The 11,595-nt window shown below is 63.0% G+C and carries 12 protein-coding genes; 7 read left to right on the plus strand and 5 right to left on the minus strand.

Translation table 11 applies throughout. The annotated features are described in order from the left end of the window. Positions 1 to 28: 28 nt before the first annotated feature. The 3 genes from HU748_RS00385 to HU748_RS00395 are packed head-to-tail and all read right to left on the minus strand — an operon-like array spanning position 29 to position 3,581. On the minus strand, positions 29 to 595 hold the full coding sequence (locus HU748_RS00385) for a cob(I)yrinic acid a,c-diamide adenosyltransferase (protein ID WP_186668024.1): 567 nt from the start codon (positions 593 to 595) through the stop codon (positions 29 to 31). 1 nt (position 596) lies between these two features. Then, the gene (locus HU748_RS00390) at positions 597 to 2,627 is read right to left on the minus strand and encodes an ATP-binding protein (protein ID WP_186718773.1); all 2,031 of its coding nucleotides are present in this window, start codon (positions 2,625 to 2,627) and stop codon (positions 597 to 599) included. Positions 2,628 to 2,663: 36 nt separating this feature from the next. Continuing rightward, positions 2,664 to 3,581: a putative 2-dehydropantoate 2-reductase gene (locus tag HU748_RS00395; protein ID WP_186718775.1), complete on the minus strand. Its 918-nt coding sequence runs from the start codon at positions 3,579 to 3,581 to the stop codon at positions 2,664 to 2,666. Between the two features lie 101 nt (positions 3,582 to 3,682). Between HU748_RS00395 and HU748_RS00400 the strand changes: the two genes are divergently transcribed. The 3 genes from HU748_RS00400 (at position 3,683) to HU748_RS00410 (ending at position 6,494) form a co-directional block, all read left to right on the plus strand. Beyond that, on the plus strand, positions 3,683 to 4,168 hold the full coding sequence (locus HU748_RS00400) for a YajQ family cyclic di-GMP-binding protein (RefSeq protein WP_054894023.1): 486 nt from the start codon (positions 3,683 to 3,685) through the stop codon (positions 4,166 to 4,168). Positions 4,169 to 4,281: 113 nt separating this feature from the next. Further along, positions 4,282 to 5,124: a mechanosensitive ion channel family protein gene (locus HU748_RS00405; protein ID WP_054894024.1), complete on the plus strand. Its 843-nt coding sequence runs from the start codon at positions 4,282 to 4,284 to the stop codon at positions 5,122 to 5,124. Positions 5,125 to 5,249: 125 nt separating this feature from the next. Beyond that, positions 5,250 to 6,494, plus strand: coding sequence for an MFS transporter (locus tag HU748_RS00410; protein ID WP_186718777.1), 1,245 nt, complete (start codon positions 5,250 to 5,252; stop codon positions 6,492 to 6,494). A gap of 58 nt (positions 6,495 to 6,552) precedes the next feature. On the opposite strand, the gene HU748_RS00415 is transcribed toward HU748_RS00410, so the two are convergent. Together HU748_RS00415 and HU748_RS00420 are read right to left on the minus strand one after the other, a co-directional pair. Next, positions 6,553 to 8,100 carry an AmpG family muropeptide MFS transporter gene (locus HU748_RS00415; protein ID WP_186667337.1) on the minus strand — a complete coding sequence of 516 codons (1,548 nt, stop codon included), beginning with the start codon at positions 8,098 to 8,100 and terminating at the stop codon, positions 6,553 to 6,555. Positions 8,101 to 8,143: 43 nt separating this feature from the next. Next, entirely contained in the window at positions 8,144 to 8,497 is a 354-nt protein-coding gene (locus HU748_RS00420; RefSeq protein ID WP_186667336.1) for an MGMT family protein, read from the minus strand. A 153-nt stretch (positions 8,498 to 8,650) separates the two neighbouring features. Between HU748_RS00420 and HU748_RS00425 the strand changes: the two genes are divergently transcribed. The 4 genes from HU748_RS00425 (at position 8,651) to HU748_RS00440 (ending at position 11,567) form a co-directional block, all read left to right on the plus strand. Then, positions 8,651 to 9,658, plus strand: coding sequence for a DUF481 domain-containing protein (locus tag HU748_RS00425; RefSeq protein WP_186667335.1), 1,008 nt, complete (start codon positions 8,651 to 8,653; stop codon positions 9,656 to 9,658). Positions 9,659 to 9,754: 96 nt separating this feature from the next. Continuing rightward, on the plus strand, positions 9,755 to 10,486 hold the full coding sequence (locus HU748_RS00430) for a DUF2470 domain-containing protein (RefSeq protein WP_186718779.1): 732 nt from the start codon (positions 9,755 to 9,757) through the stop codon (positions 10,484 to 10,486). A gap of 65 nt (positions 10,487 to 10,551) precedes the next feature. After that, on the plus strand, positions 10,552 to 11,013 hold the full coding sequence (locus tag HU748_RS00435) for an FxsA family protein (protein WP_186718781.1): 462 nt from the start codon (positions 10,552 to 10,554) through the stop codon (positions 11,011 to 11,013). Positions 11,014 to 11,273: 260 nt separating this feature from the next. Next, the gene (locus tag HU748_RS00440) at positions 11,274 to 11,567 is read left to right on the plus strand and encodes a co-chaperone GroES (protein WP_029614823.1); all 294 of its coding nucleotides are present in this window, start codon (positions 11,274 to 11,276) and stop codon (positions 11,565 to 11,567) included. Positions 11,568 to 11,595: the final 28 nt, after the last annotated feature.

Here is an 11,595-nt window from a genome sequence, read left to right on the forward strand (position 1 = left end):
CTGGGGCCGCTTTGCGGCCCCGATAATTTCAGCCCTGCGGTTTCTCGGCAGGCTGCCACAGCACCTCGGCTATCCCCTGGCGTCGCCCGATGATCCGCGATGCGACAAACAGCAGGTCCGACAGCCGGTTGATGTAGGCCAACCCCACCCCTTCAAGCGGTTCGATGGCATTCAACTGCTGGCAGCGCCGCTCCGCCCCCCGCGCCTGGGCGCGGCACACATGGGCCTGGGCCACCAGTGCCGAGCCGCTGGGCAGAATGAAATTCTTCAGCGGCCCTAGCTCCTCGTTCCACCTATCGATGGCCGCTTCCAGGCGTTGTACCTCCGCTTGGTCCAGCGCCTGGTAGCTGGGCATCGCCAGCTCGCCGCCGAGGTCGAACAGACGATGCTGACAAGGCGCCAGCACCTCGCTCAGTTCATCCAGGCCGTGCTCGGCCAGCCCCGCGAGCAGCACGCCCAACTGGCTGTTGAGCATGTCCACCTCGCCGATGGCTTCGATGCGCGGATGATCCTTGGGGACGCGGCGACCGTCGCCAAGGCCGGTCTCGCCCTTGTCGCCGGTGCGGGTGTAGATCTTCGACAGGCGATAGCCCATGTCATGCCTCCGTCTTGGCCGAGGGCATGGCCCCCAGCGGGCTCAAGGGCAGGCGCAAGGTGAAGCAGGTGCCCTGGCCTGGGGTGGAATGCACCTCCATCTGCCCTTTGTGGTTGTTGGTGATGATGAAGTACGAGACCGAAAGGCCCAGGCCGGTGCCCTGGCCAATCTCCTTGGTGGTGAAGAACGGCTCGAAGGTGCGCTTGCGCACCGATTCGGGCATGCCGATGCCGTTGTCTTCCACCTGGATTTCGGCCCACGGCGGATTGAGGCGAGTGCGCAGGGTGATGCGACCGGGTTCGCTGGGTGCCGGGCGCTGATGGATGGCCTGGGCCGCGTTCTTCAGCAGGTTGAGCAGCACTTGTTCCAGCTCGTTGGCGGTGCAGGGCACGGGGCCGAGTTCGGGGTCGAACTGGCGGACGATGGCCTGGCCCTTGAAGTCGAAGCCCTCCGTCAGGTCGAAGTCGTTGCCGGCGATTTCCACCGCCTGGTCGATCAAGGCGGGCAGGTTGCAAGGCGCCAGTTGGCGGTTGCTGCGGCGGCTGAAACTGAGCATGTGGGTGACGATCTTCGCGGCCCGCGCGCCGGCTTGCTGGATGCCGTCGAGCAGTTGCGGCACTTCGCGGCCGTCCAGGTAGCGGTTGATGCTGGCCAGGTCGATGCCCAGTTCCTCGGCCTGTTCCTGATTGCGCGGTAGTTCCGGCGACAGGCGTCGACGAATGTTCTGCACGTTGTGCAGGATCGCGCCCAGCGGGTTGTTGATCTCGTGGGCCATGCCTGCCGCCAGCCCGCCGACCGAGAGCATCTTTTCCGACTGCACCATCATTTCTTCCAGCGACAGGCGCTGGGTGATGTCGTCGATGCGGATCACCACCCCGCGCCCGCCGCCGCCGGTCAGCGGGTAGAACGTGAGCGCGTAGTGGCGTGGCTCGTCGTCCTTGGGCCAAGTGACCCGCTCGACCTTCGCTACCCGGTGTTTTTCCACCGTCTCCTTGAGCTGTGGCAGGAATGGCTTGAGTGGCTCGAAAGCGATGAAGATGGGTTGGTTCAGCGCCTCGTCCAGCGGCGTTCCGGAAAGTACGGTGGCTTCCTGGTTCCATTGCGTGACGTAGAGCTGCTCGTCGAGGGCGATGAGTGCCGAAGGCATGGAGTCGATGATGCTGTTCAGGTAATTCTGGAAGCCTGTCAGCTTTTTCTCGATCTTGCTGCGTACCTGGACTTCCAGCTCCAGCTTGCGGTTGGTGTGGCGGGTCTCCTCGGCCAGGCCCTGGGCTTGGTCGAAGGCCGACTGGAACTCGTCGCGGGCACGCTTGAGCTGGTCTTCGCGCGCTTCGATACGCGACAGCATGGTGTTGAACGCCTCGGCAAGGCTGCCGATTTCGTCGTCGTTGCCACGTTGCGCACGCAGGGCGTAGCTCTCCTCGCGGGTCACCTGGCGCGAGAGCTCCTCGAGGCGGTTGATCGGCTGGGTGATCAGGCGCTTGATCTGGCGGGCGATGATCAGCCACAGCAGGATGCTGAACACCAGGATCGCCAGGCTGGCAGACAGGGTGCCGGTATAGAACGCGACCGGCAATTCGCTGCTGGCCACCAGCAGCAGGTGCGCGGGCGGGCTGCCTGGACGGGGCAGGGCGATCAGCTGGGTGCTGCGAAACTCGGTGAGGCGCCAGCCGTCGATGTTGCGGAAGCGCTTGGGCATGCTCAGTGGCTGGCCATGTTGCAGTTGGGCCAGCAGGCGCCCGTCGCTGGCATACACGGCGGCGGCGCGCAGCGGTGAATAGCTGTCGAGCTCCTTGAGCAAGGCACTGGCGGTTTCCGGGGTGTCGCTGGCGCGCGCGGAAAGCTGCGGGTTGGCGACCAATCGGCCGATGGTCTGCAGCGCCTGGGGAGCCATGCTTTCCTGGGTGATCCAGTAGGCGGCGCTGATGAAGGCCAGGTTGGCCACCAGCAGGATGGTGACCAGCAGCACCAGCAGGGCGGCCAGCAGTTTTTGCCCGACCGGGAGGTTTTCCAGGCGTTGGCGCAGGGTCATGGGCGAGGTGATGTCCGTGTCGGTGGGTGGGCAGCGTCAGTCGCTGGGCAGGTTGCGTGCCTGCAGGTTATCGACCAGGCGTTGGCGCAGGTGTTCCAGGCCAGGTGTCGCCAGGCCATGCCGGGCGGCAACGTCGCAGGCATGGCCAAGCAGGTAGTGCAGCTCGGTACGTCGGCCTGCGCGCACGTCCTGGTACATCGAAGAGTAGTTGGCCGCGGTCGCCACGATCACCCGTTGGACGTCATCGGCCAGGTTTTCGGCGGCTTGGGCTTGCCCGGCACTGCGCAGGAGGGCGGTCAGTTCCAGGCACAGCTGGTCGACTTCAAGCAGGTGACCAAGCAGCCCGCCATTCTGGCAGTCGTAAAGCACCGTCAGCGGGTTGATCGCGCAATTGAGTGCAAGCTTGCGCCACAGGCGGGTGAGTATGTCCAACGACCACTCGGCCGGGATGCCGGCCTCGCTCAGATCGCCGAACCATTCGGGGACGCCAGGATTGCCCGGATCGCCCAGCCAGTTGAAGCCCTGGCCGGCGAACCGCACCTGCCAGTCGCGCTCGCGAAACGCACCTTCGGTGCTGGAGGCGAAGATACAGCGGGCGTGGGGAGCCTGCTCGGCCACTTCATCCTGGCTGCCGAGACCGTTCTGCAGCAGGATCAGCTCAGCACCTTCGGCCAGCCGCGACGCCAGGCGCGCGACGGCAGGCCCGGCGTCGTAGGCCTTGCACGCCACCAGCAGGCGGTGGATGGGGCCTTCGCCCTCGCAGGTCTGTGCCGGGATGGCGAATTGCGTTGCCTGGTGCTGTTCGATCAGGGTCAGGCCGCCTTCGGCTTCATAATCTGACAGGCGCTGTTCGTCGCGCAGCACCAGGCGCACGGCCTTGCCCGCCCGTGCCAGGCGACAGGCCCAGAGGCTGCCGAGGCTGCCGGCGCCGAGAATATGCCAGGTGCTGCTCATCTGCGTTTCGCAACCCGTTATAATGAGCCCGCATTTTAACCATCAAACCCGACGCGCTCCATCTTCAAGCCGAGCGCGCTTTTATTTTATGGAGAACAACCATGCCTTCGTTCGACGTGGTATCGGAACTGGACAAGCACGAAGTGCAGAACGCGGTCGAAAACGCCATCAAGGAGCTCGATCGCCGCTACGACCTCAAGGGCAAGGGCAGCTTCGAGTTCAAGGACAAGGAGCAGACCGTGATGCTAACTGCCGAAGCCGAATTCCAGCTCGAGGCGATGATCGAAATCCTGCGCCTGGCGCTGGTCAAGCGCAAGATCGACGTCAAGTGCCTGGAAACCAAGGATCCCTATGCTTCCGGCAAGGAAATGAAACAGGAAGCCAAGTTCCGCGAGGGCATCGACAAGGAGCTGGCGAAGAAGATCGTCGCCCACATCAAGGATGCCAAGCTCAAGGTCCAGGCCGCCATTCAGGGCGAACAGGTGCGGGTCACCGGCAAGAAGCGCGATGACCTGCAGGAAGCCATCGCGGCCCTGCGCGCCAAGGAATTTGACATGCCGCTGCAGTTCAACAACTTCCGCGACTGATTCTGCGGGGCAGGAACCTTGATGGCACACCAATGTCCATCGCTTCCTGCGGCCGCTGAATGTCCGGCGGTCTGCTTTACTGTGCACGTGTCGTTCGACATCAGGAGATGAACATGGATTTGAACGCTGAAGTCGATCAACTGGTACGCCAGTCCGAGACTTGGATTCCCTTGATCATGGCGTACGGCAGTCGTTTGTTGCTGGCGCTGCTGACCCTGGCGATCGGCTGGTGGATCACCAACAAGATCAGTGATCGATTGGCCAGGCTCGTCGGCTTGCGGGTAGCTGACCCGGCGTTGCAGGGTTTCATCCGCACGCTATCCAACATCGTGCTCAAGGTGATGCTGGCGATCAGCGTGGCGTCGATGATCGGCATCGAAACCACCTCGTTCGTCGCGGCCATGGGTGGTGCCGTGCTGGCCATCGGCCTGGCCTTGCAGGGCAGCCTGGCAAACTTTGCCGGTGGCGTGCTGATCCTGCTGTTCCGCCCGTTCCGCATCGGCGACTGGATCGAGGCCCAGGGTGTGAGCGGCACCGTCGACAGCATCCAGATCTTCCACACCGTGCTGCGTAGCGGTGATAACAAGACGGTCATTCTGCCTAACGGCACCTTGTCCAACGGCATCATCGTCAACACCAACCGCCAGCCGACGCGCAAGGTCGTGTTCGACGTGGGCGTGGACTACGAGGCCGACCTGCAGAAGGCGCGCAACGTGCTGCTGGAGCTGGCGCAGGATCCTCGGGTGCTGCCCGACCCAGCGCCTCAGGCGGTGGTTGCAACGCTTGGTGACAGTTCGATCACCGTGTCGCTGCGCCTGTGGACCAAGACTGCCGACTACTGGGACGTGATGTTCATGCTCAATGAGCAGGCGCGGGATCGCCTGAAGGCCGAGGGGATCGACATTCCCTTCCCGCAGCGGGTGATTCGCGTGGTGCAGGAGACTGCCGCGCAGTAACCTGCACTGCAAAACAGGGCCCCTACGGGGGCCCTTGTTTTTTACGCCTTACACTTGTTCACAGCCAAAGCCGACGATCTCTGGCATATAGCCTGACCCCTCCTGTCTGCACCCGAAACGCCATCATGAAACCATTGTTGTATATCACCCCTCTGCGGGCCCTGTTGTTTGGTCTGACCCTCGCCCTGTTCGAACTGCTGACCTACCTGGCCAGCGATGCCGTCATGCCTGCCATGCCGGTGGTGGTCGACGATCTCAAGGCCAGCCCTGAATTCATTCCCCATGCCCTGAACCTCTACCTGCTCGGTGGCGTAGTGCTGCAGTGGCTGATCGGCCCGCTGGCCGACCGCTATGGCCGCCGTCCACTGCTGCTGACCGGCTGCGCCTTCTTTGGTGTGGCATGCCTTGCGACCTTCTGGGTGCATGACATCGGCCTGTTCAATCTGCTGCGCCTGCTGCAGGGCATTGGCCTGGGCTTCGTGGTGACGGTGAGCTATCCGGCGCTCAACGAGGCGTTCAGCGAGGCCGACGCGGTGCGCATGATGGCGCTGCTGGCAAACATTGCGTTGCTTTCGCCGTTGCTCGGGCCGCTGGTGGGGACGTTGATGCTGCAGTGGCTCGACTGGCGCTGGCTGTTCGTCGCCTTCGCAGTGGGCGCGGTGCTGTGCTGGGGGCTACTGTATCGCCTGATGCCTGAAACCCTCGGGGTCGAGCGCCGTGATGGCTCGCGCCTGGCCTTCACGCCCATTCACCTGTTGCCCTTGCTGGCCGGTTACGCGCAGTTGCTGGGCAACCGTCGTTTTGTGGCTGGCAGCGCGGCGTTGGGTTTGGTGGGCTTGCCGCTGATCGGCTGGATCGGCCTGTCGCCGGTCCTGCTGATCCATGACGAGGGGCTGAGCACCCTGGAATACGCGCTGTGGCAGCTGCCGGTGTTTGGCGGGCTGATCCTCGGCAACCTGATCATCAACCGCATTGCGGATCGTTATCCGCTGCCCGCGCTGGTGCGCGGTGCCCTGTGGCCGTATCTGGCCGGATTGTGCCTGATGGTGCTGGTGACCTGGCTGTATCCGACCGTGACCAGCGTGGTTGCCGGGATGTCGCTCTATGCACTGGGCCTGGGTGTGGCCAACGCGGTGCTGTACCGCATGACGCTGTTCTCCAGCGAGCAGAGCAAGGGGTTGGTGTCGGCGATGCTGGGGATGATCACCATCGCTTTGTTGGGGCTGGGGGGCGCGGTGTTGGCGATGTTGGGGGCGGGGGCGAGCCTGCTGCACTTTGCACTGGCAGCGGGGATTGCCGGGGCGCTGGCGCTTTGGCCGTTGTGGTTTGTGGTGGGCGGCCGGCCAGGGGAAGGGGCTATCGTTCAGTAGGCTTGAAAACGGCGTCGCTCTTTTCGCGGGCTTGCCCGCGAAAAGGACGACTCGATTGTCAGGGCTGCTCGGTCACCGAGCTTTCCGCCTGCGCCTGCTTGCCCCGTCCCACTTCCTGGCGCCAGTGCAGGGCGATCAGGATCAGTGTGGGGACACCTAGCAGGGCGGTGATCATGAAGAAGTTGTGATAGCCGAATTTCTCCACCATCACCCCCGAATAGCCGCCGATCAGCCGCGGCAGCAACAGCATGATCGAGCTGAGCAGCGCGTACTGGGTCGCCGAGAACTTCAGGTTGGTCAGGCTCGACAGGTAGGCGACGAACGCTGAGGTCGCCATGCCCGAGCTGAAGTTGTCCAGCGAGATGGTCACCACCAGCATTTCCAGGTTCGGCCCCATGTCGGCCAGCATCACGAACAGGATGTTGGTGGCCGCAGAGGCCACGCCGCCGATGAACAGGATCGGCAATATACCGAAGCGTACGATCAGCAGACCGCCAACACCGGCGCCGACCAGGGTCATGATCAGGCCGAAGATCTTGCTGACGCTGGCGATCTGGTCCTTGGTGAAGCCCATGTCGATATAGAACACGTTGGCCATCACGCCCATCACGGTGTCCGACATCCGGTAGGTGGCAATCAGCCCCAGCAGCAGCAAGGCCTGCCAGCGGTAGCGGACGATGAAGTCGTTGACGGGCGTGAGCACCGGCGCCAGGCCGCGACGGCCCATGGAAGACAGGCAGGCCCAGGTCAGCAGTGCATAGAGGATCAGGCGCAGGAAGGCGCGGTCCTCGAGCAGCAGGTCGAGCATGGTCGAGTCGCCGAACACCACGCTGGCCCAGTCGGTGTTGAACATCTGGGTGAAGCTGGCAGGCACCGAGACCAGCAGGACGATCAGCACGAACACTGACACCAGTTGGTGCATCAGCCCGTAGCGTGCCGCTGACAGTTGGGTGCGCAGCGGCACCGCGGGCTCGCGCATCACCAGCGTGGTGAACAATGCCGGCAACATGAGGATGCCGAACAGCACGTAGGTGCCGGTCCAGGCCTTGTGCAGGTAGCTGAAACCGGTGGAACCGAACCATTCGGCGAAGAACAGTGCACCTGCAGTAGCGAGCAGCGCGGCAACCCGGTAGCCAGCCATGTAGCTGGCGGCCAGGGCGGCCTGGCGCTGGTCGTCGGCGATTTCCAGGCGATAGGCGTCGACGGCGATGTCCTGGGTGGCCGAGGCGAAGGCGACCAGCACCGCGAGGGCGATCAGCCACGACAGGTGTTTCTGTGGGTCGCACAGCCCCATGCCGATCAGCCCGATGACGACCAGGACCTGCGACAGCAGCAGCCACGAGCGACGCCGTCCCATGCCGCCGAGCAGTGGCAGGCGCCATTGGTCGAGCAGGGGCGACCAGACCCATTTGAACGCGTAGGCCAGACCGATCAGGCTGGCGTAGCCGATGGTCTCACGGGCTACACCCGCCTCGCGCAACCAGACCGAGAGCGTGGAGAACACCAGCATGTAGGGCATGCCGGCGGCGAAGCCGAGCAACAAAAGCACCAGGGTAGACGGGCTGGCATAGGCAGCGAGCGCAGCGCGCCAGGTTTTACGGGGCATGGGCCAACATCTGCCTCAAGTTTGCGAAAACAAAGCGCGCACTCTAACCGCTGTGCTCCATTGCGCGCCAGCCATGGCGCGACATATCCACTCGATTATTGGCCACATTCACGCCCTCCGCGCGCAGCCTGGCGCGTTGTTCGTCGCCCGACGGCGTACCCAGTGGCAGGCTCAGGCGGCCACCGGCCCCGAGCACCCGATGCCACGGCAGGCGCGTGTCGGCCGGCAATTGCCCCAGGGTGCGGCCGACCCAGCGTGCGGCGCGGCCAAGACCCGCCAGTTCGGCGAGCTGGCCATAGCTGACGACCTTGCCTTCCGGAATCTCGCCCAGGACCGAATAAAGCGCCATTCGTCGGGCTTCGGGATCGTCCGGGTGCGGAATCGATTGATCAGACATCAGGCAATTCCTGATCTGAAGGTGGAAATAGACAAGTTGTTGTACGAAATGAGAATTGAACTCGTAGGCATAGGCCCGGTCTGTCCTTGCTCTGGTCGTGGGTATCCGGATAATGCCCGACTTTTTTTGTCCAACCGAACGCAAATTCTGCCTATGTATTCTAGAGCCTTGCTGTGCCTGTTCGCTGCTTCCCTCTCTGCGCCCGCGCTGGCTGACACCGTCTGGATGAAGAACGGTGATCGTCTGAGTGGCAAGATCAAGGTCTTCGACGGCGGCAAGCTGCTGCTGGAAACTCCCTATGGCGGCAGTATCGCGCTGGACTGGAAACAGGTTCAGACACTCGAGAGCGATCAGGAACTGCTGGTCAAACAGGATGCCTACTCGGGCGAGAAGGCCAAGTCGCTCAAGGCCGCCGAGCCTGGCAAGGTGACCCTGGCCAACGGTGAGGCGCCCAAGACCGTGGAGCTTGCCAGCATCGAGCAGATCATGAAGCCGCGCCCGCTGGTCGAGGACTTCCTGTGGAAAGGTAATGTCGACCTGGCGCTGGACTACAAGCGTGCCGAAAACGACACCGATGACTACGATGTCAGCTTCAAGACCACCGCACGTCACGGTCGCTGGCGGCACAACGCCGAAGGCGAGTACAACCGCGAAACCAAGGATGACGTCACCACCACCAACAACTGGAGCGCCGAGTACGCGCTGGACCGTTTCCTCACCGAAAAATGGTTCTGGCAGGGACGTCTGGAATACAAGCGCGACCAGATCGAGAATCTGGCGCGCCAGCGTACCGTCGGTACTGGCCCGGGCTATCAGTTCTGGGACGACGAGCTGGGCGCGTTCTCGCTTGGTTCGCTGATCAACCGCACCGACTACGAATACCGCGACGGCGGCAAGGATAACTTCTATTCGGCAGCGGTGAAGTGGGACTACAACCGCTACCTGATCGGCAAGAAGGTCGAGTTCTTCACCACCGGGGAGCTGGGCAAGCCCTTCGGTTCGGTCGCCGATTACTCGCTGGATGCCGAGATGGGCCTGCGCTACAAGGTGACCGAGTGGGCCTCGCTCAACCTCAAGGCCGAGAAGGACCTGATCAAGGGCACCAGCGACAGCGACCTGGACAAGACCCGCTACACCGCAGGTTTCGGTGTGGCCTGGTAAGACCGCTCACGTGGGGCTGTACAGCGCTCCTGTGGCAGGCGGCGGTGATAATGATTATCTTGTCACCCATCCAGTCCGCTGCCCCAGGAGTTTCCCGTGAGTACCAACGCCATCCGCCCCGCCCGGGAACTGCTGCTCGAAGAATACCGCGGCGTGCTCTCGACCCTGTCCAAGTCCATGCCCGGCTTCCCCTTCGGTTCGGTGGTGCCTTATTGCCTGGACGCCCAAGGGCACCCGCTGATCCTCATCAGCCGTATCGCCCAGCACACCCATAACCTGCAGAAAGACCCCAAGTGCTCGCTGCTGGTGGGCGAGCGTGACGCCGAAGACGTGCAGGCGGTGGGCCGCCTGACAGTGATGGCCGAGGCGCGCAAGCTGACCGACCAAGCCGCCATCGAAGCGGCTGCTGCGCGCTACTACCGATACTTCCCGGATGCCAGCAACTACCACAAGGCCCACGATTTCGATTTCTGGGTGCTGGAGCCTGTGCGCCATCGCTACATCGGTGGTTTCGGCGCAATCCACTGGCTCGACGAGGTCACCTTGGCCAACCCATTCGCCGGAGGCGCAGAAGCCAGCATGATCGAGCACATGAACAGCGATCATGCCAACGCCATCGCCCATTATGTCGAGCTCACCGGTCTGCCGCGCAGTGCACCGGCCGAGATGGTCGGCATCGACAGCGAGGGCATGCACCTGCGCATCGGCCAGGCAATTCACTGGCTGGCCTTCCCGAATACTTGCAATACGTCGACACAAGTGCGCGAGGCCTTGGTATTGCTGGCGCGCGCCGACCAGTGGCCGGCTGCGGCGAAAGTCGAGGGTTGAAATCGCGAGCAGTTGCATCCATCTGAGGTCTTATTGGAAGGTTCTCTTCCGTCGAGGAATCCTTGATGCGTGCTTTTCTACTGCTGTTCCTGATTTTTCCGGTGCTGGAGTTGTTCGTCTTCGTCAAAGTCAGCGCCGCCATCGGTTTCTTCCCGGCGCTGCTGCTGATCATCGCCGGTTCCGCCCTCGGCCTGCTGATCATGCGCCTGGCAGGTCTTGCAACGGCGCTGCGCGCCCGTGAAAGCCTGCAGCGCGGCGAACTGCCCGCCGAGGACATGTTCCAGGGCCTGATGCTGGCTGTGGGTGGTGGCCTGCTGCTGCTGCCGGGTTTCATCAGCGACGTGCTGGGCCTGCTGTGCCTGTTGCCATTCACCCGTCATCTGGTGGCGCGCAAGTTGCGCCAGCGGGCCGAGGCCCAGGCCACGCGCCAACGGGCGTTCCAGGATGATCCGTTCAACGGGCAGCCGCGCGATGGCGGCCATCGTCCGAACGTGATCGAGGGCGAGTACGAGCGCCGCGATAAATGATCGATTAATGACCCAGGGGGGCCGCTATGCGGCCCCTGCTTTTTTTCGGCCTGTGTACACAGATTAAAAAAATTCCATGGCAAGCCTTGTAATCGAATCGGGCGGCCTCATGTATGTGTCACCGCAAGGTTTCTGGTGGCGACACCAGACATGACACGCGGGGTTCGCAGGCCGCGAGCCCCCACCGGCAACGCCGGATAGCCTCAACCCGCCGGTGTCGACACCGGCCGATGAAAACCACAATTTGGGAGAGATCGACAATGAAGCTTCGTCCTCTGCATGACCGCGTCGTCATCCGTCGCAGCGAAGAAGAATCGAAAACCGCTGGCGGTATCGTCCTGCCGGGTTCGGCCGCTGAAAAACCAAACCGCGGCGAAGTCGTCGCCGTTGGCACCGGTCGCGTCCTGGACAACGGCGAAGTGCGCGCGCTGGCCGTGAAAGTGGGTGACAAAGTGGTTTTCGGCCCTTACTCGGGCAGCAACACCGTGAAAGTCGATGGCGAAGACCTGCTGGTGATGGCCGAGAACGAAATCCTCGCCGTCATCGAAGGCTGATTTCCCCGATTTCCCTGCTAAAGAATTC

The sequence above is a fragment of the Pseudomonas sp. RW3S2 genome, assembly GCF_014268955.1.
In the GTDB taxonomy this organism is placed as follows: Bacteria; Pseudomonadota; Gammaproteobacteria; order Pseudomonadales; family Pseudomonadaceae; genus Aquipseudomonas; species Aquipseudomonas wayambapalatensis.

Excerpts from the sequence above, each read along its gene's own strand:
- HU748_RS00440 (WP_029614823.1), top strand. The coding sequence starts at position 11,274 with ATGAAGCTTCGTCCTCTGCATGACCGCGTCGTCATCCGTCGCAGCGAA.
- HU748_RS00435 (WP_186718781.1), top strand. The coding sequence starts at position 10,552 with ATGCGTGCTTTTCTACTGCTGTTCCTGATTTTTCCGGTGCTGGAGTTG.
- HU748_RS00385 (WP_186668024.1), bottom strand. The coding sequence starts at position 595 with ATGGGCTATCGCCTGTCGAAGATCTACACCCGCACCGGCGACAAGGGC.
- HU748_RS00400 (WP_054894023.1), top strand. The coding sequence starts at position 3,683 with ATGCCTTCGTTCGACGTGGTATCGGAACTGGACAAGCACGAAGTGCAG.
- HU748_RS00425 (WP_186667335.1), top strand. The coding sequence starts at position 8,651 with ATGTATTCTAGAGCCTTGCTGTGCCTGTTCGCTGCTTCCCTCTCTGCG.
- HU748_RS00415 (WP_186667337.1), bottom strand. The coding sequence starts at position 8,100 with ATGCCCCGTAAAACCTGGCGCGCTGCGCTCGCTGCCTATGCCAGCCCG.
- HU748_RS00405 (WP_054894024.1), top strand. The coding sequence starts at position 4,282 with ATGGATTTGAACGCTGAAGTCGATCAACTGGTACGCCAGTCCGAGACT.
- HU748_RS00395 (WP_186718775.1), bottom strand. The coding sequence starts at position 3,581 with ATGAGCAGCACCTGGCATATTCTCGGCGCCGGCAGCCTCGGCAGCCTC.
- HU748_RS00420 (WP_186667336.1), bottom strand. The coding sequence starts at position 8,497 with ATGTCTGATCAATCGATTCCGCACCCGGACGATCCCGAAGCCCGACGA.
- HU748_RS00410 (WP_186718777.1), top strand. The coding sequence starts at position 5,250 with ATGAAACCATTGTTGTATATCACCCCTCTGCGGGCCCTGTTGTTTGGT.
- HU748_RS00390 (WP_186718773.1), bottom strand. The coding sequence starts at position 2,627 with ATGACCCTGCGCCAACGCCTGGAAAACCTCCCGGTCGGGCAAAAACTG.